The organism is Brevibacterium linens ATCC 9172, assembly GCF_900169165.1.
GTDB classification, from domain to species: Bacteria; Actinomycetota; Actinomycetes; order Actinomycetales; family Brevibacteriaceae; genus Brevibacterium; species Brevibacterium linens.
Genome location: NZ_FXYY01000004.1, coordinates 138,539 through 162,927 on the forward strand (window position 1 = coordinate 138,539; position 24,389 = coordinate 162,927).

Genomic DNA, 24,389 nt, shown 5'->3' on the forward strand with positions numbered 1-24,389 from the left:
CTACCGCCGACCCTCGCCCGTCAGCAGTATCGGGATCTGCTGCCGGGGCCGGACGAGGCCGATCCCACAGCGTCGGTGCCGTGGATGAGTTCGCCGACCACCTCGGCGAGGGCATCGGCGAACCCGGACGCGGTCACCGCACGCCGGCCGGCCTCGTTGTGCAAAAGCACTGCGAGTCCGGCCAGGCGAGCCCACTCGCGGGGCGGATGCATCCGGTCGTCGCTGTCGTAGCGACTGTGGGCGGCGGTGATCGCGGCGAGCGTGCCGAGGATACCGGCGAGCACGTCCCCGGAGCCCGCCGTGGCCAGGCTGCCCGGCCCAGGTGCCGGCAGGACGAGGTGTCCGTCGGGAGCGGCGATGACCGTGTGATGGCCCTTGAGCAGGACGATCGCACCCGTCAGCTCCGCGGCCCGCTGTGCCCACCACATCGGGTTCGCCCCGATCCGACCCGCGGTGATGATCTCGCCGAGGAGGCGGCTGAGCAGCCGCGCCAGCTCGGCGGCGTGCGGGGTGATGATGAGCGGTCGGTCGGCCAGCCAGGTGCCGGCCATCGATTCGGCCCGGGCGATCATGTCGAGGCCGCCGGCGTCGACGACGACCGGGGTGCGGTTGCCGGTCAGTGCCTCGGCGACGTTGTCGACGAATTCGGTCTCGGAGTCGCCCGGGCCGAGGACGACGGCGTCGATGCGGCCGGAGGCGCTGACGACCTCGGGGTGGAGTCCGAGGACGTATTCGGCCACGAGCGGCGAGCCGAGGTAACGGACCATCCCTGCTCCGGTGTTCACCGCCGAGGTGGTGGTGAGCACTCCAGCACCCGGGTAGTCCTCGGATCCGGCGAGGACCCCGGTGACACCGCGGGAGTATTTGTGCCCGGTCGCATCGGGGCGGGGGAATTCGGAGACGAGATCATCGCGATCGAGCAACTCTGCGGCGGCCGAGCGGGGGTCGAGGCCGAGGCCGATGTCGATGACGTTGATGGTTCCGGTGAACTCGTCTACGCGCGGATCGATGAGTTCGGTCTTGAGTCCGCCGAAGGTCACAGTGCGGTCGGCGTGGAGTCGTTTCTCGGCCCCGGTGTGGTTCGGGTCGAGGTCGGAGGGGATGTCGACGGCAATGAGGCGGCCGGTGCGGTGCGGGGCCCAGTCGGCGATGAGTGAGCTGATGTGGTCGGGCAGTCCGCGTCGCCCGCCGGTGCCGAGGATGCCGTCGAGGACGAGATGGGCGCGGGAGAGTTCGCGCAGAGCGTCGGCCCGGGCGGCCTCGGCGTCGGCCTCGGTCTCGGACGATGTGAACGCGATGACCTGTGCCCCGGCACGGCGCGCGGCAGTCAGCCCCTCACCGTGAGTGCGATCGAGGAGAGTGATGATGGTGACGGCGGCACCGCGCCTGCCCAGTGTCGCCGCGGCGAAGAGCGCGTCCCCGGCGTTGTTGCCCGGCCCGGCCAGTACGCTCACGCGAGTGCCGGTGACCTGTCCGTAGTCGGCCTTCAGCATGGCGGCCGCACTGTTCGCCAGCGCTCGGGCCGCCCGGGCCATGAGCGGGACACCGGCCTCGAGGAGAGGCACCTCGGCCTCCCTGATGGTCTCGCTCGGGTAGGCGAACACACTCATCGACTGCTCCTCTTCACGACGCGGGTCCTGCTTCGTTGTCGCCCTGCACAGGGCTCATCCCTGCACCGTATGCCTTCTCACGCACCGGTGCCAGGGTCGAACGCTTCAGCTCTCGGCCAACTGCGCCAACCGGCGCCCGGCCAGATGCGCGAGGAACAGTGCCTGATCGGCCAGGCCGTCGTCGCTGTGGCGGGCGCGCGGGGAATGATTGGCTTCGCGTTCGGAGACCGGCAGATTCGGCAACGCGACTCCGAAGTGTCCATAGGCTCCGGGCACGGCGTCCAGTACCCGGGAGAAGTCCTCGGACCCGGGCAGCGGATTCGCCTTGCGCACGGTCCTCTCCTCACCGAAGAGGTCGGTGAAGGTCGCCAGGAAGAATTCGGCTTCGGCATCGTCGTTGATCGTCGGCGGCAGGATCTGCTCGTACTCGACGTCGGCCGACTGGCCGTGGGCGGCGACGAGGTCACGGACGAGCTGAGGCAGCTCCGCCTCGGCGCGGGACGTCACAGCTTCCGAGAACGTGCGCACACTGACGACCAAGGTCGCGAAGTCGGGGACGACGTTGGGGGCGGTGCCGCCGTTGAACTGGCCGACGGTGATCACGAGCGGGTCGAAGATGTCGAAGCGGCGGGTGACGTATTCCTGCAGCTGGCCCACGAGCATCGCGCCGACCTGGATGGGGTCCTTGCCGGTGGCCGGGCGGGAGGCGTGCGTGCCCTTGCCGTTGACGGTGATCGTCATCTTCGAAAACGCCGCCATGTACGAACCCGGACGGGAGCTGGCGACCCCGAGGTCGGCGTCGGCGGAGACGTGGATGCCGAAGGCGGCCTTGACGCGGGGACCCGCGGCGTCGAGGACTCCTTCGTCGATCATCTTTCCGGCACCGTCGAAGCCCTCTTCACCAGGCTGGAACATGAACACGACGTCGCCGGGCAGGCAGTCGCGGTCACGGTGGAGGAGTTTGAGTGCCCCGACGAGGCCGGCGGTGTGCAGATCGTGGCCGCAGGCATGCATCCTCCCCGAGGTGGCCGCGAAGTCGAATCCGGTCGCCTCGGTGACGGGCAGTCCGTCCATGTCCCCGCGCAGGAGCACGGCGGGCACGACGCCGGTCGAGTCCTCCTTGCGGGCACCGCCGCGCAGGACGACGACGATCGACGACAGCCTCTCCCCCGTTGTGACCTCGACGTCGAGGCCTTCGATGGCGTCGAGGACGAGCTTCTGCGTCACCGGCAGGTCGAGTCCGACCTCGACGTTCTCGTGCAGCGCCCGGCGCAGGGTGACCAGGCCGGGCGCGATGTCATTCGCGTCATCGGCGGTGGGCAGGTGGACGGAGGTGGCGGCCGCCTCGACGGGGGTCGGGACCGTGTGAGTGACGGTGTCGTCGGCGGCGGTGGTGGCGGCGTTGGGAAGTGAGCTCATGCCTTGAGTCTATTACCACCGGCTGCCACCGCAGCCGGGATGTCGACCCTGCTCACTGACTTGCGCCCCGAAACAACTACTGCTCCGGCCGCTCCCCCAGGCGCGATACCTTCCCGTACATCGAGTGGGTGAAGTGCTCAGCGGCGCCTTCGATCCCGCGGCTCAGCGACGGCCCGTCACCCTCGGCGATGACGAACGTCATCGTCAGGTGCGCATCGTGGGTGATCGACAGGTGGATGTTCGTGCCCCCGATGGCACGAAAATGCTCGAGGACGAGCCCGCGCAGACGGAAACTCGGCGCACCGGATCTGGCGGGGACCACCTCGGCGGACTGCCACGGCAGCCATCCGGGGAAGCCGATCGCCTTCTTCAGCGCCTCCTTGGCGGAGAACCGCGCAGCCAGGGAGGCATCGGTCCGACGTTTGCCGTTGCGTTTGAGCTGTTCACCGGGGGTGAGCAGGCGATCGAGGAGTTCGGGCACGCGTTCGATGTGCTCGGCGAAACGCGGCACGTCGGCGATGTCCGTGCCGATGCCCAGAATCGCCATACTCGAACCTCCTCAGATACCCGACCGACTCAGGTGCCGGACCGACCCTTGTCGTGCCCGGCACCGAGGCGGATCATTCGACCGTGACCGACTTCGCGAGGTTGCGCGGCTGGTCGACGTCGAGGCCCTTGGCCGTGGCCAGCTCCATCGCGAAGATCTGCAGCGGAACGGTCGTCAGCAGCGGCGCCATGAGCGTCGTCGTCTCGGGCACGTAGATGACCTCGGAGGCGAACTGATCGACCTCTTCGTCGCCCTCCTCGGCGATGACGACGGTGTTCGCACCGCGGGCGCGGACTTCCTGGATGTTCGAGATGACCTTCGCATGCAGCGAATCGCGGCCGCGTTTGGAGGGGACGACGATGATGACGAGCTGACCGTCGTCGATGAGCGCAATCGGTCCGTGCTTGAGCTCACCGGCGGCGAAGCCCTCCGCGTGGATGTACGCGAGCTCCTTGAGCTTGAGCGCACCCTCCATCGCCACCGGGTAGCCGACGTGACGGCCGAGGAACAGCACCGAGTCGACGTCCTGATTGCGGTCGGCCAGCGCCAGAACCTGCGACTTCGTCTCGTCGAGGATGTGCTGGATCTTCTCCGGGATGGACTGCAGCTCGGCGAGGATGGATGCGATCTCATCGCGGAACTTATTGCCCCGCAGCTGGGCGAGGTAGAGGCCGAGCAGATAGCAGGCGACGACCTGCGACAGGAAGGCCTTCGTCGAAGCCACGGCGATCTCCGGGCCGGCGTGGGTGTAGAGCGCGGCATCGGATTCGCGCGGAATCGTCGAGCCGAAGGTATTGCAGATCGCGATGACCTTCGCGCCCTGCTGACGGGCGTGGCGGACGGCCATGATCGTGTCCATGGTCTCCCCGGACTGCGAGATCGCCACGACGAGCGTCTTCTCCGTGACCACCGGATCCCGGTAGCGGAATTCGTGGGCGAGCTCCACCTCGGTGGGGATGCGGCACCAGTGCTCGATCGCGTACTTCGCGACCTGACCGGCGTACGCGGCGGTGCCGCAGGCGATGACGACGATCTTGTCCACGGACTTGAGCACGTTCTCGTCGATGTGCATCTCGTCGAGCGTCAGGCGGCCCTCGGTGTCGAGACGGCCGAGCAGGGTGTCGGCCACGGCCTGTGGCTGATCGTGGATCTCCTTGTCCATGAACGACGCGAAGCCGCCCTTCTCCGCCGATGCGGTGTCCCAGTCGACCTCGAACTGCTCACCTTCGACGGGGTTGCCGTCGGTGTCCGTGATCGTGACCGTCTCCGGGGTGATGGTGACGACTTCGTCCTGGCCGATCTCAACGGCTGTGCGGGTGTAGTCGATGAACGCGGCGACGTCGGAGCCGAGGAAGTTCTCCCCCTCGCCGAGGCCGATGACCAGCGGTGAGTTCCGGCGTGCGGCGACGACCTGACCGGGAGCATCGGCGTGGACGGCGAGCAGGGTGAACGCGCCCTCGAGTTCGGTCGCGGTCCTGCGCATCGCGGCGGTGAGGTCGCCGGTCTCCCGGTAGTTCTTCGCCAGCTGGGCGGCGGCCACCTCGGTGTCGGTCTCGGAGAGGAATTCGACGCCCTCGGCGACGAGGTCCTTCTTCAGGTGGGCGAAGTTCTCGATGATCCCGTTGTGGATGAGCGCGAGCTTCCCACCGTCGGCCAGGTGCGGGTGGGCGTTGACGTCGGTGGGTCCACCGTGGGTGGCCCAGCGGGTGTGGCCGATTCCGGTCTGCGCCGCCGGCAGCGGGTTGGCCTCGATCTCCTCGGTCAGGGCGGAGAACTTTCCGGCCTTCTTCGCCGAGGCGAGCTGACCGTCTTCGGTCACGAGCGCGACACCGGCCGAGTCGTAGCCGCGGTATTCGAGCCTCTTCAGGCCGCCGAGCACGACATCGAGCGCCGTGTGATCGGCATTGTCAACGGGGGCCTTGGATACATAGCCAACGATTCCACACATGAGGGAGATTTTACGCACTCCCGCCCGTTCTCGTATAGTTCGGCGAGTCACGATCGGGTCAACGTGACCAACCGCACGCGCACGCGGGCACGGTGGGACCGCCTCGGCGAGGGTGAGGGCATTGCCCGACCTGTCGCGGGTGAGAGCATTGCCCGACCTGGCGCGGGGGCAGAACATGACGCGTGACACAATGGGGGAATGAGCCATGTCGACCCTCAGTTGGACCGTGCGCGCAAGCTCGCCGGACTCAATACCGCCCGGCGCAGCGAACCGGACACGACGTCCCCGTTCTGGGAATTCGACCGGGAGGTGTGGGGCACGCTCGCCCAGGCCACTCCCCTGCCGCTGAAGCAGCGCGACATCGAACGGCTGCGCGGGCTCGGCGATCGGATCAACCTCGACGAGGTGGCTCAGGTCTACCTGCCCCTGTCCCGTCTGCTCAATCTCTACGTCTCCGCACGTCGAGCGAAACACGACCTGACCAGGGAGTTCTTCTCTCCGCTGCACGAACGCGGGCTGGAACCGCAGGACGCCAAACGCACGCCCTTCGTCATCGGCGTCGCCGGCTCCGTGGCCGTGGGCAAGTCGACGACGGCACGTGTGCTGCGCGAACTGCTCGCCCGCTGGCCCGACACCCCGCGCGTCGAGCTCATCACCACCGACGGATTCCTCTACCCCAATGCCGAACTCGACCGTCGCCGCCTCAACGGGCGGAAGGGATTCCCCGAATCGTACGACCGGCGCAAGCTGCTCAAGTTCATCTCCGCCGTGAAATCCGGGGCCCCCGAGGTCCGCGCTCCCGTGTACTCGCACCACACCTACGACATCGTTCCCGGCGCCGAGGTGGTCGTGCGCTCCCCCGATGTCCTCATCGTCGAAGGCCTCAACGTCCTCCAACCCGCCCGCCCCCGTCAGGACGGAACCGTGGGCTTGGCCATCAGCGACTACTTCGACTTCTCCGTCTACGTCGATGCGCGCTCCCGCGATATCCGGCAGTGGTACATCTCGCGGTTCCTCAAACTCAAGCACGGCGCGTTCCAGGACGAGGACTCCTACTTCCACCGCTACTCGCAGCTCGACGATGACGAAGCGATCACCCTGGCCACGGAGATCTGGGACTCCATCAACTTCCCGAACCTGCGCGAGAACGTCCAACCCAGCCGCGGCCGCGCCGACCTCGTGCTCCACAAGTCCTCGGACCACACCATCCGGAAGGTGCAGCTGCGGAAGCTGTGAGCAGGGCTGCCGGGCGGGGCTCTTTGACTGGAGTCGCCGGGCGGTGAGGAAATAGTTTCACCCCTCCGGCGGTTGCACTGGGTGCACTGAACCACTCACCGTCAGCAGGCCACCTGCCTGCGGCGGCGACCGGAGGCGGGCGATCCCCGCGCCGTCACGGGAGTCCCCGTGCATGCTCGGTCGTTTCGGCAGCAGAAAGGGACCCACTATGAGTGTGCCGTCCGCACATCACCTCATGTACTCCTCGGTCAAGAGCAAGAAGACCCCCGAGACGCGCATCCAACCGGGTATCTACAAGCGGATCGGCGGGTATGCGACTCGCCACAAGCGCAAACTCATCGTCTTTCTGCTGCTGTCCGTGCTCACCGCCGGCATCGGCGTCCTCAATCCGGTGCTCGCCGGTGACGTCGTCAACGCCATCACCGGCGGCGGTCCCGTGTCCACGGTCGTGTGGCTGGCCGTGGCCATCGGCGGGTTGGCTATCGCCGATGCGGCCATCTCGATCACGAACCGGTACCTGTCCTCACGGATCGGCGAGGGACTCATCTTCGATCTGCGCACGGCCGTCTACGATCACGTCCAGTCGATGCCGATCGCGTTCTTCAATCGCACCCGCACCGGAGCCCTGGTCTCCCGACTCAACACGGATGTCATCGGTGCGCAGCGGGCATTTTCGAACACCCTGTCCGGCATCGTGTCGAACTTCGTCTCCCTGGCTCTGACCGTCGGAGTCATGGTCACGATCTCCTGGCAGGTGACCGTGCTGTCGATCCTGCTGCTGCCGCTGTTCATCATCCCCACCCGCATGCTCAGCGGAAAGCTCGCGTCCCTGCAGTTCGAAGCGGCGAACAACTCCGCCGATATGTCGACGCGCATGACCGAACGGTTCTCCGCCGCCGGGGCCACCCTGGTCAAGCTCTTCGGCAATCCCCGGCAGGAGAACGAGGAGTTCGCCGACCGCGCCGGTCAGGTCCGCGATATCGGCGTCAAGGTCGCAATGCTGCAGTCGACGTTCGTCTCGTCCCTGACTCTCGTCTCTGCACTGGCGCTGGCCCTCGTCTACGGTGTCGGCGGTGTGCAGGCGGTCGTCGGCAACCTCAACGCCGGTCAGGTCGTGACCCTGGCACTGCTGCTCACCCGGCTCTACACACCGCTGACGATGCTCGCCAACGCACGTCTGGACATCCAGAGCGCAGTCGTGTCCTTCCAACGCGTATTCGAGATCCTCGATCTCGTGCCCTATTTCAAGGAACCCTCGCAGCCGAAGGCTCTGCCCGCCGGTGGACTGGATGTGACATTCGATCACGTCGACTTCGCCTACCCGAGCGCCTCGCAGGTCAGCCTGGCCAGCCTCGAGGACGTCTCCGTGCTCGACACCCGCGGCGGCGATGAGGTTCTCCACGACCTGAGCTTCACCATTCCCGCCGGGCACACCGTCGCTCTCGTCGGATCCTCAGGTGCGGGCAAGTCGACGATCGCTTCGCTGCTGCCGCGGCTCTACGACGTCACGGGCGGGACGATCACCATCGGCGGAGTCGATGTCCGCGACCTGTCGTTCGCCGACCTGCGCGAGGCCGTCGGCGTCGTCACCCAGGACGGCCATGTCTTCCACGAATCGATCCGGGCCAACCTGGCGCTGGTCAATCCCGACGCCACCGAGGAGCAGATGCTCGATGCCATCGACCGGGCACAGCTGCGTGGTGTCATCGATGCTCTGCCCGATGGACTGGATACGGTCGTCGGTGAGCGCGGGTACCGGCTCTCCGGGGGCGAACGTCAGCGGCTGACGATCGCCCGGATGCTGTTGGCCTCCCCGGAGATCGTCGTGCTCGACGAGGCCACCTCGGCGTTGGACTCGACGAATGAGGCCGCGATCCAACGGGCCCTGGCCCAGGCGATGCACGGGCGGACGGCTCTGGTCATCGCCCACCGTCTCTCGACGATCCGGCAGGCCGACACGTTCCTCGTCGTCGAGGCCGGTCGCATCGTCGAATCCGGCACCCACGAGCAGCTGGTCGGCCGCGGCGGTCGCTACGCCGAGCTCTACGCCACCCAGTTCGCCTCGAGCTGAGGACGCCCCGCAAGGCACTGCCGCAGCCGTTGGCACGACCGCTCTACAGCGCGAGGTGCTCCTTGACCGACGCGGCCAGGCGCTCGGCCTGGGCGGCGGCGGCGTCCTCGGTGGCAGCTTCGACCATGACGCGGATGAGCGGTTCGGTGCCCGAGGCACGCAGCAGCACGCGACCGGTATCGGCGAGTTCGGCTTCGACGGCGGCCACCGCGGCGGCGACCTGCGGGTGATCGACGTTGTTCTTGTCCACGCCCTTGACGTTGACGAGCGCCTGCGGCAGCTGCGGGATCTCCGCGGCGAGGTCGGCCAGGGTGCGCTTGGCATCGGCCATCCGCTTCATCAGGTGCAGGGCCGTCTGCACACCGTCGCCGGTGGTGCCGTGATCGAGCATGAGCACATGTCCGGACTGTTCCCCGCCGAGTGCATACCCGTCGGCGAGCATCCGTTCGAGCACGTAGCGGTCGCCGACAGCCGTCTGCACGGTGTTGATGCCGTACTTGTCCATCGCCTGCGTCAGGCCCAGGTTCGACATGACGGTGGTGACCAGCGTGTTGCCACGCAGCTCACCGAGCTCCTTGAGCCCGATCGCGAGGATGCCCATGACCTGGTCGCCGTTGACGACGCGGCCCAGCGAGTCCACGGCCAGGCAGCGGTCGGCGTCACCGTCGAAGGCCACGCCCAGATCGGACTGGGTCTCGACGACGAGGCGCTGCAGCGGTTCGAGGTGGGTCGAACCGACACCGTCGTTGATGTTGAAGCCGTCGGGTTCGGCGGCGGAGACGATGACTTCGGCGCCGGCCTGACGCAGTGCGGCGGGTCCGACGACGGAGGCCGCACCGTGGGCGCAGTCGACGACGACCTTGAGTCCCGACAGCGGGCGCACATTGTCGGCGTCGACACAGCGCACAAGGTGTTCGGTGTACTCGTCGGCAGCGGCCGGGTAGCGCGCGATGCGACCGACGTCCGCGCCGGTCGGACGGTCCCAGTCCTGGTCGAAGATGGCGAGGATCTCGTCTTCGACGGCGTCGTCGAGCTTCGTTCCGCCTGCGGCGAAGAATTTGATGCCGTTGTCGGGCATGGGGTTGTGGGAGGCGGAGATGACGACGCCGAAGGCGGCACCGGTGTCCTTGACGACCTGGGCGATGCCCGGCGTCGGCAGCATGCCCGCGTCGAGGACGTCGACTCCCGTCGAGGCGATGCCGGCGCTCAGTGCGGCGGAGAGGAATTCGCCGGACACGCGCGTGTCACGTCCGACCACGGCGAAGGGGCGCTTCTCGCCCGTCCAGCCGCGGCTGAGCACGCGCGAACCTGCGACCGAGAGCTGGAGCGCGAGTTTGGCCGAGATATCGCGATTGGCCAGTCCGCGCACTCCATCGGTGCCGAAGAGTCGAGACATGGTGGGGGATCCTTTCGTCAATGTCGGAGTCGATCTTAGTCGATCCGCGGGGTGTCGGCCGTGATATCGGCACCCTCACCGAGGCGGCCGAGTGCACCCGTGGCCACGTCAGTGACCGTGTGAGATGAGTCCGGATATGAGAAAAGCGGCCCCGAACCAGGTTCGGGACCGCATTCTCATGTTCATGATGCTGAACTGTCGATGACTGCGACTCAGTGGCAGACCAGCCGCAGTCGGTTCGCCAGCGAGATCAGCGCTTCGAGAACTGAGGTGCCTTACGGGCCTTCTTGAGACCGGCCTTCTTGCGCTCAGGAACGCGAGCATCGCGGCTGAGGTATCCGGCCTTCTTCAGCTCGGCGCGGTTGGACTCCGCGTCGATCTGGTTGAGCGAACGGGCCACGCCGAGGCGGACGGCGCCGGCCTGGCCGGAGGGTCCACCGCCGGAGATCCGGACGATGACGTCGAAGCGTCCGCCCAGGTCGAGCAGGGTGAAGGGCTCGTTGACGAGCTGCTGGTGCAGCTTGTTCGGGAAGTACTCTTCGAGAGTACGTCCGTTGATGGTCCACTCACCGGTGCCGGGGACGAGGCGCACGCGAGCAATTGCCTGCTTGCGGCGGCCGACTCCGTTGCCGGGAGCGGTCAGGGACTGTCCACGTCCACCGGCGGTGCTTTCGCCCAGGCCAGCGGATGCGGGAGTCTCGGAAGTGTATTCGGTGATCTCTTCTTCGACAGTTTCTGTCGCGTTGGTGGTATCAGCCACGGTTCTCCTCGGGATGTCTAGAGCTCAGGCGCTTACTGCGCGACCTGGCTGAGTTCGTACGGCTGCGGATTCTGAGCGGCGTGCGGGTGCTCGGCACCTGCATAGACCTTCAGCTTCTGCATCTGGGCACGTCCGAGACGAGTCTTCGGGACCATACCGGCGACAGCCTTCTCGACTGCACGCTCGGGGTGGGTGGCGAGGAGCTCGGCGTAGTTCACGCTCTTGAGGCCACCCGGGTAACCGGAGTGACGGTAAGCGCGCTTCTTCTCGAGCTTCGCACCTGTCAGCGCGACCTTGTCGGCGTTGATGATGATGACGAAGTCACCGGTGTCCGTGTTCGGAGTGAACGTGGTCTTGTGCTTGCCGCGCAGGAGGCGTGCCACCTGCGAAGCAAGGCGACCGAGCACCTGGTCAGTGGCGTCAATGACGTGCCACTGGTGCTCAACGTCACCGGGCTTAGCTGTATACGTACGCAAAAGTAGCCTTCTTTTCGTATCTGTGTTCAGTGCAGCGCCGGGTCCGCATCGGGTCGTGAGTCCAATGGGTCTCAAGCGCTGGTTGTCTTCAATCGGGTGAGCCTATCGACGCATTCCCCTCACCTACGGGCCTGCAACGCATGAGGCTATGTAAGGGAGTGCGACAAGCACACACAACGACAATCAAATATACATGGCCGCAGGCCCGGGGAGCAAACGCCCAGAGCGGTCTCAGGGCGGCTCGAAACCTGAGCCGATAGTATTGATCTGTGCCGACTCACTCCAGCCTGCTCTTCCGACTTCCCGCATTGAGAATCCTGATGCTGGGTCTGCTGGTCGGGCTCCTGACGGCAGGCCTCGGACTCGGCCCCGCCTCCGCGTCGGCATCAACGGACAGCACGGCATCGACCGACGATTCGGCTGCGAACGTCAGCGCATCCTCCGCGCAGGCCGCGGACACCGGCGGGCCTGCGGCCGGGCAGACGGTCGTCTTCGGCATTCCGGGCCTGACCATCGATGATATCGATCCCGAGCGCACTCCGAACCTCTACCGCCTGCTCTCCGAGGGTGCGGCCGCGAACCTCAACGTGCGCACGATCGGCGCGGCCACCTGCCCGGCGTCGGGTTGGCTGTCCTTCGGCGCGGGCGCCCGCGCGCAGGCCGGTCCCTCACCCGCCGCCGAGGATGCCGACCCCGATGACTCGGCCAGATGCCCGACGATGATCGCCCCCACCACGGACGGTTCCGTGGACGCCGAGGACGGGGCCGCCTCGGCGAAGGACGCCGCCGACAGTGATGAAGCTCATGCCGACGAATCCGCTGCGGGAGCGACGACCGCGCGGATCGAGGGCTTCGACGCGGTCACGGAGCCCAACATCGGCTCCGGCTACACCGTCGACTACGGAATGCTCGCGCGCACCGTCGCCGGCGCCGGTCAAGCCGTGCCCGCCGGCACCGACGCAGCCGGTGAGGACTCCGCGTACGAACCCTGCGTCGCCGCCGAAGGCCCCGGCGCCGCCTATGCCACCGCGGACGACGACGGGGTGGTGACGAACTTCACGGAGGACGCGACCGCCACGGACTGCCGCCTCGGCATCGTCGACCTCGGTGCGATCGGCATCCGCTCCTGGCTGTTCGACCCGATCCCGAACTACTCCTATACGGTTCCGCCGGATTTCGATCGGGACACCCGCGTCGCCGAAGCCGACCGCCGCCTCGGCGTGCGTCTGCAGGAGATGCGGGAGAACGCGAAGGACGGGGCCGCGGATCCGACGATCATCGTCGCCGGCCTCGGTGACAGTTCGGGTCTGCCGCAGCTGCGCGCGTTCATCGCCGCGGGCCCCGGCTTCGAACCCGGGTCGCTGTCCTCGGCGACGACCCGCACCCCGGGGCTGCTGCAGATCACGGATCTGGCACCCGGCATCCTCGATGTCCTCGACGTCGATTCCCCGCGCGCCGTCGGCTTCGATTCCACCCCCACCGATGATGATCCGCAGCAGCGCATCGACGATCTCGTCGCCGAGGCGCAGAAGTCGACGACGATCCACCAGAATCTCTCGACGTTCTCCATCACCCTCGACATCATCTTCTACGTCCTCTTCATCGCGTGTGCGGTTCTGCTCAACCGCTCCATCCTCGGTCGCCGAGGCGGCGCCACCCGAGCTGCCCACGTCCACCGCTTCCTCGGCTGGGTGTCCCTGGCCGTCGCGTCGCTGCCGATGGGGGCGTTCCTCGCCGGGCTCGTCCCCTGGTCGCGGACGGCCGATCCCGGACTCGGCCTGTTCCTCTCGGTCCTCGGCACGGCCGCCGTCCTGTTCGTCCTTGCCCTCATTCCGCCGTGGGGGCGGACCTGGCGGGGACGGATCGGGGCCCTGGCCGGGGCGAACCTGCTCATCCTCGCTGCCGACCTGGCCACCGGGTCCCACCTGCAGGCGAACTCGCTGCTCGGCTACAACCCGATCGTCGGCGGCCGCTACTACGGGCTCGGCAATCAGGGTGCGGCGATCTTCATCGTCAGCCTCTTCATCTTCCTAGGCGTCGTGGTGTCGTGGCTGCGGGCGCGCGGCCGGCGAAAAGCCGTGATCATCGTGCCGCTCGTCATCGGTCTGGCCGCCGTGTTCGTCTCCGGGAACCCGTCCTGGGGTGCGAAATTCGGCGGCACGATCGCCATCCTCGCCGGCCTCATGGTCCTGGTGGCGCTGCTGACGAAGATCCGACTGACTCTGCTGCGCCTCGCCCTCATCGGTCTGACTTCGCTGGCGATCCTCATCGGCATCGCCTTCCTCGACTGGCTGCGCCCGGCCGGGGCACGCTCGCACTTCGGCACGTTCTTCGACCAGATCGTCACCGGTGAGGCCCTGCAGGTGATCGGCCGCAAGCTCGGCGCGAACCTCCACATCATCCAGATCAACCCGGCCCTGGCGATCGTCACCCCGCTCGCGGTCATCGCGATCCTCATCTTCCTCCGCTACCTCCTTCACTTCCCGCGCGTCCACGCGGGCAGCCGCACCGGGCGCCTGGTCAACAAGTGGCGGGGTCGGCTCCCCCAGCTCTTCGCCGATTCCGACCTGCACTATGGATTCCTCGCCGCCGCCACCGGGCTCGGCGTCGGGCTCGTGCTCACCGATTCCGGTGTCGCCGTGCCCTCGACCGGAGCCATGGTGCTGCTGCCCTTCCTGCTGGCGCTCAGTGCTGAACACGCCGAGGAGGCCCACCGATGAGCGCCCCCGCGACCTCCCCAGCCACCCGGATTCTCCTCGGGATGCTCGCCATCGCGCTGCTCGTAATCGGCCTGCCCCACGCCGGGCAGGCGGCCCCGGCCGCGGGCCCGGCTGCGAGCCCGTCGGCACGGGCCGGCGCACAGGCGGAAGCAGTGTCGGACGACGCGGGCCCGGCTTCGGGCGAGGGTGAGGGCGGGGCCGCCTCGGCGAAGTCCGGGGTCGTGTCGATCAACGTCTCCGGGTTCCGCTTCGAGGACCTCGACCCGCGCACCACACCGCACCTGTGGGTGCTGATGAAGGGCGGGCAGATCGGAACGATCACCCCGCGCAGCGTGCGCTCGACGAGCTGCCCGGTCGACGGCTGGCTGGGGCTCGGATCGGGACGGCGAGCCGCCGATGAACCCCGCGATCAGTGCCGCGTACCGGCCTCACCGCTCGACGGCTGGGTCGCCGATTGGGACGTCTACGCGCAGGTGGCCCGCGGTGACAACTACGATGCGTCCCTCGGGGCGCTGGCCGAGGCGGTGCCCGATATCCGCGCCTTCGGCAACGGTGCCGCGATCGCCGCCGCCTCCCCTTCCGGCCATGTCGAGAACTGGTCGCCCGTCGGGCCCGACCTGGGAACGGACGTGGCGAAATCGGCCTCTGACGGTGAGCTCACCCTCGTCGATCTCGGCAACACCGCCGCCGACGGCTACTCTCTGAAGAATCTCGATGCACAGGTCGGGGACATCCTCGAATCGACGGGGTGGATGAGTGCGGATCGGCCGAACCGCCTCGGCGAGGGAACCGTTCCCGTGGTGTTCTCCTCGATCGCCGACGGCACGCACGAAGGCTCGTCGATGCAGGCGACGATGATGGTCGAACCGGGAGCGCCGGCGGGGCTGCTCACCTCCTCGTCGACGCGGCAGCCGGGGCTGGTGCAGGTGCCCGACCTGGCACCGACGCTCGTGGCTCTGTCAGGGGCCGAGGAGATGGACAATGCGGCCGGGGCACCGATGACCTCGGGAGCGCACGGATCCGATTGGCACTCGCGCTATCAGGCCGTGCTCGACCGCCAGGTGGCGGTGAAGACGCAGGACGATCTGTCGACCTGGTTCTTCCCCGTCGTTGCCACGCTCATGGTCGGGCTGCTGGCATTGGCGTGGTTCATGCGCAAGAACCACCGGGAGCTCGTCCATTCCGGGGCGTACCGCCTCGGTGTCGTGTTCGCGGCGATGCCGATCTCGACGTATCTGGTCAACACCGTGCCGTGGGAGCGGGCGACGAATCCGGACATCGCGATGCTCGGTGCTCTGGCGGGGTGGTCGCTGCTGCTCGGCGTGCTGGCCCTGCTCGGCCCCTGGCGGCGGCACACGTTCGGGCCGGTGCTCTTCGTGTCCACCGTGACCGTCGCCGTGCTCGCCTACGACGTCCTCACCGGGTCCCAGCTGCAGATGTCGACGCTGCTGGGCGAGCCGCTGCTCATCGCCTCCCGGTTCTACGGGATCGGGAACTCGGCGCTGGCGCTGTACTGCTGTGCGCTGCTGCTGGCGGTCGCAGGCTTCGCGTCCCTGGTGTCGAAGCCGCTGCACCGTGTTCTCATCGTCACTGTGCCCGTCCTCGTCTCGTGCGTCATCTTGGCCGCTCCGGGGTTGGGGACGAAGTTCGGGTCCGTGCCGACGCTCATCATCGGGGTGGCCTACCTCGTGCTGGCTGCGGCGAGCATCCGGTTCTCACTCAAACGGCTGGGGCTGACGGTGGGCATCGCCGGTTTCGTCATGCTCGCCGTGCTGTTCCTCGACTGGCTGCGACCGGCCGATCAGCGCACGCACTTCGGACGGTTCTTCGATTCGATCATCAGCGGGCAGGCGCTCAGCGTGCTGGCTCGCAAGATCGGGATGAACATCGACATCCTCACCCAGTCGTGGATGACTCTGGTGCTCCCGCTCATCATCATCGGCGTGTTCTGGATGGCACTGGATCCGCAGCGTTTCCGGCTGCGGGGACTCCAAGACACCTACCGGCGGGTTCCGCTGTTGAGAGCTGCGATGATCAGCTCGGCGATCCTGCTGGGCGTCGGCACCCTCATCAACGACTCGGGCATCGTGGTCCCGGCAGTCGGCATCCTCTTCCTCGTCCCGGTGCTCACTCACCTCGAGACTTTCCGCGCCGGCCGCCCACCGGTCCCGGCGGCCGGTGACGCCTCCGGTGACGCAACGCAGCACTCCTGACTCTGCGAGCATCACGCACCGGCAGCGTCAGCAGCCGCACTTCCTCGCAAACCACCCCCGCAGCGACACAACGCCCCTGTGCAGCGGCGCTTATTGCAAGCAGCGCGCGGGTGCGGCACTACCGGTGAGGGATACCCCGCGAAGACGACTCTCCGATCGAAAAGCGTCTGCGGACGACGGCAGGGCCGACGACGGCGGGGCCGGAGAGAAGAACTCTCCGACCCCGCCCGTCTCGGCGATGGTCTCGCCTGAGTGTCAGGTGCTTCTGAGCAGCCGACTCAGCTCTGGAGGCTGAGCTTGCGACGGCGGACGATCGTGACCGCAGTGGTGCCGGCGACGATGAGCGCCAAGGCCGCGGCGACGATGTTGACGGTCTCGAAGCCGGTGCGCGGCAGGTCCCCGCCGTCCTTCGAACCGTTCGCATCGGCGCCCGAACCATCAGCCGCACCGCCGTCGGCCGAGGCGTTCGCGCCGTCGGCTCCGCTGCCGGCATTCGACGAACCGTTATCGGATCCATCGGCCGCGCTGTCTCCGCCGTCAGCGTTGCCGCCGGCCGCGCTGTCTCCGCCGTCAGCGTTGCCGCCGGCCGCGCTGTCTCCGCCGTCAGCGGCACCGCCGTCGGCATTGCCGCCGTCGGCCGAACCGTCGTCGCCGGCCGAGGCGTCCGCGTCGTCACCGACGGCAGCGGTGGCTTCGAACTCGTGAGCCAGCGGCAGCGGGTTGTCATCCCACCACGGACCCTCGGCGTTCGCCTGCACGCTGACCGTGACGGTCACTTCGCCGGACGCATCGTCCGGCGCGGTCACGGTCACCGGAGTCTCGGACTCCCCCGCCGGAATCGAGTCGAGCGTGATCGTCGTGGCAGCCGCCTCGGCGCTGACCTCAGAGGACGCGCTCTTGGCAGCCTTCGCGGAAGCCGACTGGGCTCCGGACTGCTGGGCCACCTCGGCGGTGTATCCCTCCGGCAGATCGACGGTGACGTCGATGGGGCCGGCGACCTCGGACTTCGCATTCGTCTTGAGCGCGAACTCAGCGCTCTCACCGGGCTTGATGGATGTCGGACCGGTCAGCTCCGCGATGAGGTCGCCGCTGTCGATGACGTCCTTGGCCGCATCGGCCTGGCGCTCGTTCTTGTCCGGGGTGACGTCCTCGCCCTCGGCCTGGTGCTTGTTGAAGTAGTTCTCCCAGACCTCGAAGTCGGTCAGCCCCGACTGTTCGAAGTCGCCCTTGGCGAAGGAGAAGAAGTTGTCACCGCCGGTGGCGAGGAAGCTCAGCGTCGCGACCCGATAGTCCTTGTCCGGGTCGAGGTCCTTGCCATCGACCTTGACGGATTTCACGTGCTCGCCCTTGTCGGCGTCCGTGTCGTAGACGACGTCCAGGTCGTCGGAGATGCCCAGGTGCAGGAACGGGCGGGACGCGTCGTCGGGCTGCCACTGCTCCTCGAAGAGGCCGATGACGTCCGCCCCCTTCATCGTCACCACCCCGTGGTCGTTGGCGAAGGGAAGCACGCTGTTGAGCTCGGCGACGGTGACTTCGCACTCGTCCTCGGTGTTGTAGATGTCATCGCAGAGCAGGTCGGTGCGCAGTCCGCCCGGGTTGGTGATCCCGAAATCGGCTTCCTCGAGCTGGGTCTCCTCGACGCCTTCCTTGAGTGCATCCGCGACGAGGTTGCCGAGCGTGGACTCGGCACCGCGGTCCTCCTCGCCGTCCGTCTTCGCGCGGGTGATGTCCTCGCTGATCGAGCCGGTGACCTCGGAGCCGAGCTCCTTGGCCTTGTCCTCTGCGTCGTCGACGATGGCGGCGACCTTGTCGACGACCTCGGAGTCGAAGCTCTTGTCTTCGGTCTCGATGAGATTGATGCCGCCTGCCTGCCAGTCGCCGTTGCCGTCGGCGCGCATGGTCACCTGCCCGACGTATTCGCCGTAGCTGCCGGCTTCGATGACGGGACGGGTTCGGTCGGACTCTCCCGGCACGGGCGCTTCGAAGGCATACGGCATGTGGGTGTGGCCGGTGAACATGGCGTCGACCGAGGCGTCGGCCTCTGTCACGAGCTTCTTGAACTCGGCGTTCGACGCCTCCGCGTCCTCGAGGCTCTCAGCCGATGAGGCGCCGAGGTGGGCCTCGACGACTGTCATATCCGGCTTTTCGTCGTCGGGCAGGTTCTCGAGATCGTCAGCGACGCGGTTGACTGCGTCCGTAGGATCGCCGAAATCGAGGTCGGCGATGCCGTCCGGTGAGACGAGCGAGGTCGTGTCCTTGGTGACGACGCCGATGACGGCGATCTCGACCCCCGCCACGTCGACGATGGAGTACTCGTCGAGACCGTCGACGACGTTCTGGGTTCCTTTGTCGTAGACGTTGGCTGCCGAGTACGGGAAATCGGCTTCGTCGCTCACGCGGCCTGTCAGGTCGTCGAGGCCTTTGTCGAATTCGTGGTTGCCGACAGCCGAGGCGTCGAGTCCCATGGCGCCCAGGACCTCGAGGGTGGGGGTGTCGTTCTGCGACGAGGAAGTGTAGGTCGAGGCGCCGATGTTGTCACCGGTCGACAGCAGCGCGGTGCCCGCATTGTCGCCGCCGGTGCCGAACTGCGCGCGTTCGTCTTCGACCACCGAGGCGACTTGAGTGCCTGCCTCGGAGATGCGCCCATGGAAGTCGGTGATGTTGAGCAGCTGGACCGCGGTGCCCTCGGGCGCCGACTGCGCAGCGCTGCCGGAGTCCTGCTCATCGCCGGCGGCATCCTCCGCTGTCTCGGACTTGCCGGTGGATGATTCGCTCGATGACTGCTCGGGGTCAGCGGGCGCCGATTCGCTCGGCGTCGTAACGCTGCCTGCGGCGGAGTTTCCGTCTCCCAGAGAGGGGGCCGCAACGGCCGGTGCGAGGCCGGGCAGGGTCAGCATCGACACTGCAGCGCCGGCACCCAGCACTTTGGTCACAAGTTTCGACATAGATTCGGTTCCTTCGATCGTTCAGTGAGGCGCACATCAACCGTGCTGGTGGGGATGAAGACAGGTTCCATCCTGCAGTGCCAATGCGAACTGAAAGTTACTTACATGTGAATCTACACAGGATTCTCACACCTGGAAAGAGGAATTCTCACATAATCGAGAATTGCGCGATAAAAGGCGTCTTGATGCTTCGGCCGACGCCCACGGCGAACCGTCGGCTCATTCCTCGTCGCGGCGGGCCATCGTCTGGGCGTTCCGAGCCGCGTAGCCCTCGGGTGCCGGGTAGCCGACCTCCGTGAGGACGAGCCCTTCGGCAGGCGTGACGAACATGGGCACATCCGGGGTCAGCCCGGCGTCCGCCTCGGCGATGAGCTCGGCGGGGCGGGTGACGTCCCAGCTGCCCGAACCGACCTTGATGAGCCCACCGACCAGGGCTCGGACCATGTGGTGGCAGAAGGCGTCGGCGCGCAGATCGATGGTGATCACAGCGTCCTGGTCACGCTCGACTCGCAGCTCATGGAGCGTGCGGATCGTCGTCGCTCCCTCGCGGGGTTTGCAGAACGGCAGGAAATCGTGGAGTCCCTGGACCTCGCTCGCGGCCTCGGCCATGGCTTCGGCGTCGAGCTCGCCCTTGTGGCGTGGCGTCACCGGGGTCAGCAGCGGGTCGATGAAGGACCGGCGGTCGGCCAATCGGTACCGATAGGACCGCCACAGCGCGGAGAACCGGGCGTCGAAGTCCTCGGGCACCTCGGTCACCGCGTGGACGACGATGTCGTGGAACTCACCGGCGGTCAGCACTCCGCGAAGGCGGGACAGGAGGGCCGCCTCGGCGGGTCGATTCGACTGGCCGATGAGCTTGCCGATCGCCTCATCGCCGAGATCGATGTGGACGACTTGGCGGCGGGCGTGGACGCCGGCGTCGGTGCGGCCGGCGACGACGGTGGCCACCTCGGTGCCGGCGATCCGCTCGAGTCCGGATTCGACGGCGGCCTGGACCGTGCGCAGCCCCGGCTGCTTGGCCCACCCGTGGAAATCCGTGCCGCGGTAGCCCAGATCGAGGCGGAAGCGGGTCATGGAGTCATCCTCGCCGAGGCGGGGCCCGCCAAGCCGGGCCCGCCGTCGTCATCGATCGCTTCGGTGAACGGGGCGCGGGGCTTGAAGACCCCGCCGAAGAGACGGGAGACCAGTCGCTCCCGCTGTCGGTGATAGCGGTCGACGTTCGTATTGTAGAAGCGGGAGCCTGCGAGGATCCGTTCGGTGAGCACCTGCAGCTGACCGTGCAGCAGCTGGATCGTCGTGTCGACCTCGTCGTTGACCGCTGCCTGCTGGGACCGGGCAGAGTCCGAGGTCAGGGACCTCTCCGGCAGCGTCGCGGGGATGAGGGCGGCGTCGTCGACGGCGGCGGTCAGGGCGTTCTCGGCCGCGGCTCCACGGTGGTCGAAGGGAGCCCGTTCGGCGGAGGCGAGCGCGAGTTCGAGCCGGGACAGGTCGTGCCCGGCGATCTGCTGGAGCGTGCCGATATAGGCGGGTACGAGAGCGTGGCGGGCGCGGATCTCACCGATGAGCTGGCGTCTGGCCTCGTCGCACAGCGACCGGGCCATGGACAGCTGATTGAAGCGCAGGACGATGAGGACGACGAAGAGGACGATGAGGGCGGCGAGTACACAACCGCCGACGATGAACCAGACCATGGCCGATCTCCTCGTTCCCTGTGCTGCGCGAGCTTTTCCGACACCTCAGTTTACGCGGGGTTCAGACTCGTCGCGAACAGGCCACCACCCGGACACCGGGGCGTCTGTGCGCTGGACCGATTTCGGCCAGATGTCGCCGACCGGTCGCCTTCGGGTCACGCATTCGTCATCCGGCGGGCCTTAGCTGGGAATCGTGAGAGTAGCGATCATTGCAGAATCCTTCCTCCCCAATATGAATGGGGTCACCCACTCACTCCTACGGGTCCTCGACCATCTGGCCGACCGCGGTGACGAGGTCCTCGTCATCGCTCCGGGCACGCGCAGGGACGGTCCGAAGGAGGTCGCCGGCGCCCGCATCGTCCGGGTTCCCTCGATCGCCTTGCCGAAGTATCGGCGCATCCGTGTGGCTCCCGGCGGCGTCACCCGCATCCGCCGGCTGCTGCAGCGCTTCGCCCCGGACGTCGTCCACCTGGCCAGCCCTTTCGTCCTCGGTTGGCGCGGGGTGCTGGCCGCCCAGGCGCTCAATCTGCCGACCGTGGCCATCTACCAGACCGAGGTTCCCGCCTATGCCGCCCGGTACGGCATGCACGGCATCGAAGCCATGCTGTGGAACCATGTGCGCAATATCCACCAGCATTCCTCCCTGACGCTGGCCCCGTCGTCGTACACGATCGACCAGCTGGAAGGGCTCGGTGTCGCCGAGGTGGCCCTGTGGGCCCGTGGGGTCGATTCCTCCCGCTTCGACCCGGGTCACCGGTCCGAGGCGTGGCGTCGAAGCGTTGCCCCGAATGGGGAGAAGATCATCGGCTTCGTCGGCAGGTTGGCCGCGGAGAAGCAGGTCGACGACCTTGCCGCGCTCACCGATCTGCCCGGGGCGAAGGTCGTCATCGTCGGCGACGGTCCCTGGCGGACGCGCCTGCAGCGGCTGCTGCCGGAGGCGCATTTCACCGGGTTCCTCGGCGGAGATGCCCTGGTCCAAGCGGTGGCGAGCTTCGACCTCATGGTCGCACCGGGCGAGCTCGAGACCTTCTGCCAGACCATCCAGGAGGCCATGGCCTCCGAGGTGCCGGTCATCGCTCCCGCCCGGGGCGGCCCGCTCGACCTCGTCGACTCCTCACGCACCGGGTGGCTCTACACCCCGAAGGACCTGCGTGCCATGCGAGCGCATGCGGCCGACCTCCTCGGCGACGAGGCGAAACGTCGGGCCTTCGGGGTCGCCGGCCGTGAGCAGGTGCAGGCGAGGAGTTGGAAGAGCGTGTGCTCACAGCTCGTCGGCCACTATTCGCGGGCGATCGAGAATCCCGCCCCGCAGGTGCTCGGCCGCGGGTTCAGCTCGATGGTCAACTCCGGGCTGGAGAACCCTCTGCCCTACTGACAGTGCCCACGCTGCCTGACTGCCGGCGGGTCTTTCACCGACCGCTCAGGTTACCGTCGCTGTATCAAGCTGTACCGTGAGCGCTCGACGCTGACGTGAGCGGTCGGCGAAAGCGCGAGCCGCTGAGGTGAGCGGTCGGCGAAAGCGCGAGCCGCTGAGGTGAGCGGTCGACGCTGAGGTGAGCGGTCGGCGCTGAAAAGCTGGTGCACTCAGCCGAGATTCGCCGACCAGTCGGCGACGGTGAGCACTGCCGCCTGTTTGGGGAACACCTTCTCGGTGAGCACCTGGTGGACCTCGGGGTCGCGGTCGGCGCAGGCGTCGGAGAGCACCGTGAGTTCGAAGTCGAGATCGGCAGCCTGACGCACCGTCGAGAGCACGACACCGCTCGTGGCCACACCGGCGAGCACGAGCGACGTCGCCCCGTAGCCGCGCAGCAGCACTTCGAGGTCGCTGCCGGTGAAGGCGCTGATGCGGCGCTTCGTCACGATCGGTTCCCCTTGATGACGGTCAAGGGTGTCGTGGATGCTCGTCGAGGCATGCGCCTCATCGAGGTCACCATGGGCGGCGATCTGCACGAACGATGCCGTTGCGGCCAACTCCGGGTGTCCCTCGCGCAGGGCCACCCGCACCCAGACGACGGGGATGTCGTGGCTGCGGGCCGCGGCGACGGCGTCCCGTGCGCGTTCGAGCACACCGGTCGCAGCGAAAGCCTCGTCGCCGGCGATGCCGTTCTGGAAGTCCATGGCCAACAGGACGGTGTTCGCGGTGCCGGTCATCATGTCTCCTTCGGTTCGGGTGGGGGTTCGTCCCCTCTGTCGCCGAGGCTACTCCCCATACCGGATGATCCGCTGAGACCGATCTTCAGATGCGCTGGGTCTTCGGGTTCATCGTCCGATTGCCCGCCGAGCCGCTTCACCCAGGGCGCGGATCTGTCGCTGCAGATCACGGCCTGCCGACTGGCCCGGAGCGAACAGTGCGCCGTTGTCGACCCAAAAACGCGCTGGTATCATGGATGGTGAAGCAACGTCATGCCCCGGGCTACCGGATAATCCCGGCCCTTGGGAAGACGGCCCCCTGGTGAATGCGGAAGCACCCAGGGGGTGCTTCATATTCAAGGGCTTTCCATCGACGGCATTGACCATCGTCAGCTTTCCCTCTCGCAGTGTCGGCTCAATGAATCTCGTATCGTCCCGGGCGAGGTTCCGCTGCACCGCCCATGACATCACGTCCGCCGACCACAACAGCGGTTCAGACCCCATTCGACCGTGGGCAAACGCCACATCGGAGTGAATCGCACCCGACCGGCGCAGCTTGTCGACGACCTGCTCATCAACAGAGTTGAGCTTCTGATCCCTGTTGTTGTCAGCGACGATCCCGCGCACGGCCTCGTCTCCGGTGCCGCTCGTGAGGTTGCGGACGAGCCGGTCCAGGCACAGCGCCCTGGCGCGAGCTATGTCTCTCCGAGCGTCACCTGCCATCGGCATCTTCACTGCGATGACGTTCCACACCGATTCCTCGGTGACCGCCTCGATCATCTCGACGATGTCACCACGGTCGACATCGCTTCCGCGGAACTTCCTGTTCGTGTGCCAATACGTTCCGCCGGCCACATCCACGAGTCGCTCGCGAACGGAGTCCAAGCGAGCAGATGAGAAGATGACCGCGGCCATCTGATAGAACGACACCTCCTGCCCGACTCTGTCCTCCCCCGCGACGGCCGGCTGCCTCATCGACTCGTCGATGAACGCGATCGGGTTCGGGGCAGCTGAGAGGTAGAACCTCTCCAGTGCAGGCGCCTGCAGGCTCGGGCTCGACATGGCTCCGCTCTCATCCGAAACAGCTGTCCGTTTTCGACAACGTGCGACGAACACTACGGGGCGGTGCTGACACAGCACCGCCCCGCCGGCTTTTCATTCACACGCTTCGCCGAGAGCTCAAGTCCGCGTCGTTGTATCAAGCTGTGCGATGAGCGATCGACGGCA

At 67.2% G+C, this 24,389-nt stretch carries 17 protein-coding genes; 5 read left to right on the plus strand and 12 right to left on the minus strand.

Annotation, left to right across the window (positions count from 1 at the left end; translation table 11 throughout):
- Nucleotides 1–20 precede the first annotated feature (20 nt).
- The 4 genes from BLIN9172_RS05325 to glmS all read right to left on the minus strand — a co-directional run bounded on the left by BLIN9172_RS05325 (nt 21) and on the right by glmS (nt 5,524).
- Nucleotides 21–1,610 (minus strand): bifunctional ADP-dependent NAD(P)H-hydrate dehydratase/NAD(P)H-hydrate epimerase, encoded by a 1,590-nt coding sequence (locus BLIN9172_RS05325; RefSeq protein ID WP_101554117.1) that lies wholly within the window; start codon nt 1,608–1,610, stop codon nt 21–23.
- A 105-nt stretch (nt 1,611–1,715) separates the two neighbouring features.
- On the minus strand, nt 1,716–3,029 hold the full coding sequence (locus BLIN9172_RS05330; protein ID WP_101554118.1) for a M20 metallopeptidase family protein: 1,314 nt from the start codon (nt 3,027–3,029) through the stop codon (nt 1,716–1,718).
- Between the two features lie 76 nt (nt 3,030–3,105).
- A complete protein-coding gene (locus BLIN9172_RS05335) occupies nt 3,106–3,576 on the minus strand; it encodes a holo-ACP synthase (protein WP_101554119.1) in 471 nt (156 codons plus the stop codon).
- Between the two features lie 73 nt (nt 3,577–3,649).
- Nucleotides 3,650–5,524 (minus strand): glutamine--fructose-6-phosphate transaminase (isomerizing), encoded by a 1,875-nt coding sequence (glmS, locus tag BLIN9172_RS05340; protein WP_101554120.1) that lies wholly within the window; start codon nt 5,522–5,524, stop codon nt 3,650–3,652.
- A gap of 198 nt (nt 5,525–5,722) precedes the next feature.
- Between glmS and coaA the strand changes: the two genes are divergently transcribed.
- Together coaA and BLIN9172_RS05350 are read left to right on the plus strand one after the other, a co-directional pair.
- A complete protein-coding gene (gene coaA / locus BLIN9172_RS05345) occupies nt 5,723–6,760 on the plus strand; it encodes a type I pantothenate kinase (RefSeq protein WP_025779539.1) in 1,038 nt (345 codons plus the stop codon).
- Between the two features lie 208 nt (nt 6,761–6,968).
- On the plus strand, nt 6,969–8,831 hold the full coding sequence (locus BLIN9172_RS05350; protein ID WP_101554121.1) for an ABC transporter ATP-binding protein: 1,863 nt from the start codon (nt 6,969–6,971) through the stop codon (nt 8,829–8,831).
- Between the two features lie 43 nt (nt 8,832–8,874).
- On the opposite strand, the gene glmM is transcribed toward BLIN9172_RS05350, so the two are convergent.
- The 3 genes from glmM to rplM form a co-directional block, all read right to left on the minus strand.
- Nucleotides 8,875–10,227 (minus strand): phosphoglucosamine mutase, encoded by a 1,353-nt coding sequence (glmM, locus tag BLIN9172_RS05355; protein ID WP_101554122.1) that lies wholly within the window; start codon nt 10,225–10,227, stop codon nt 8,875–8,877.
- 250 nt (nt 10,228–10,477) lie between these two features.
- Nucleotides 10,478–10,987, minus strand: coding sequence for a 30S ribosomal protein S9 (gene rpsI / locus BLIN9172_RS05360; protein ID WP_025779545.1), 510 nt, complete (start codon nt 10,985–10,987; stop codon nt 10,478–10,480).
- Between the two features lie 32 nt (nt 10,988–11,019).
- On the minus strand, nt 11,020–11,463 hold the full coding sequence (rplM, locus tag BLIN9172_RS05365) for a 50S ribosomal protein L13 (RefSeq protein WP_101554123.1): 444 nt from the start codon (nt 11,461–11,463) through the stop codon (nt 11,020–11,022).
- Nucleotides 11,464–11,732: 269 nt separating this feature from the next.
- Between rplM and BLIN9172_RS05370 the strand changes: the two genes are divergently transcribed.
- Both BLIN9172_RS05370 and BLIN9172_RS05375 read left to right on the plus strand, forming a co-directional pair.
- Nucleotides 11,733–14,183, plus strand: coding sequence for a hypothetical protein (locus BLIN9172_RS05370; protein WP_145997923.1), 2,451 nt, complete (start codon nt 11,733–11,735; stop codon nt 14,181–14,183).
- A complete protein-coding gene (locus BLIN9172_RS05375) occupies nt 14,180–16,396 on the plus strand; it encodes a hypothetical protein (RefSeq protein ID WP_240812014.1) in 2,217 nt (738 codons plus the stop codon). The genes BLIN9172_RS05370 and BLIN9172_RS05375 overlap by 4 nt, the downstream gene beginning before the upstream one ends.
- A 278-nt stretch (nt 16,397–16,674) precedes the next feature.
- Here the strand turns inward: BLIN9172_RS05375 and BLIN9172_RS05380 are convergent, their stop codons facing one another.
- The 3 genes from BLIN9172_RS05380 to BLIN9172_RS05390 form a co-directional block, all read right to left on the minus strand.
- The gene (locus tag BLIN9172_RS05380; RefSeq protein ID WP_101554125.1) at nt 16,675–19,341 is read right to left on the minus strand and encodes a 5'-nucleotidase C-terminal domain-containing protein; all 2,667 of its coding nucleotides are present in this window, start codon (nt 19,339–19,341) and stop codon (nt 16,675–16,677) included.
- 219 nt (nt 19,342–19,560) lie between these two features.
- Nucleotides 19,561–20,415 (minus strand): tRNA pseudouridine(38-40) synthase TruA, encoded by an 855-nt coding sequence (truA, locus tag BLIN9172_RS05385; RefSeq protein WP_101554126.1) that lies wholly within the window; start codon nt 20,413–20,415, stop codon nt 19,561–19,563.
- Nucleotides 20,412–21,032, minus strand: a complete 621-nt coding sequence (locus BLIN9172_RS05390) for a LemA family protein (protein WP_101554127.1) — start codon at nt 21,030–21,032, stop codon at nt 20,412–20,414. Before BLIN9172_RS05390 ends, truA begins: the two co-directional genes overlap by 4 nt.
- 193 nt (nt 21,033–21,225) lie before the next feature.
- Here BLIN9172_RS05390 and BLIN9172_RS05395 point away from each other — a divergent pair, with 193 nt between their 5' ends.
- On the plus strand, nt 21,226–22,407 hold the full coding sequence (locus tag BLIN9172_RS05395) for a glycosyltransferase family 4 protein (protein ID WP_180956942.1): 1,182 nt from the start codon (nt 21,226–21,228) through the stop codon (nt 22,405–22,407).
- A gap of 209 nt (nt 22,408–22,616) precedes the next feature.
- Here BLIN9172_RS05395 and BLIN9172_RS05400 read toward each other — a convergent pair whose 3' ends face one another.
- A complete protein-coding gene (locus tag BLIN9172_RS05400; RefSeq protein ID WP_240812013.1) occupies nt 22,617–23,186 on the minus strand; it encodes a cysteine hydrolase family protein in 570 nt (189 codons plus the stop codon).
- A gap of 105 nt (nt 23,187–23,291) precedes the next feature.
- Nucleotides 23,292–24,224 (minus strand): hypothetical protein, encoded by a 933-nt coding sequence (locus tag BLIN9172_RS05405; RefSeq protein WP_101554130.1) that lies wholly within the window; start codon nt 24,222–24,224, stop codon nt 23,292–23,294.
- Nucleotides 24,225–24,389: the final 165 nt, after the last annotated feature.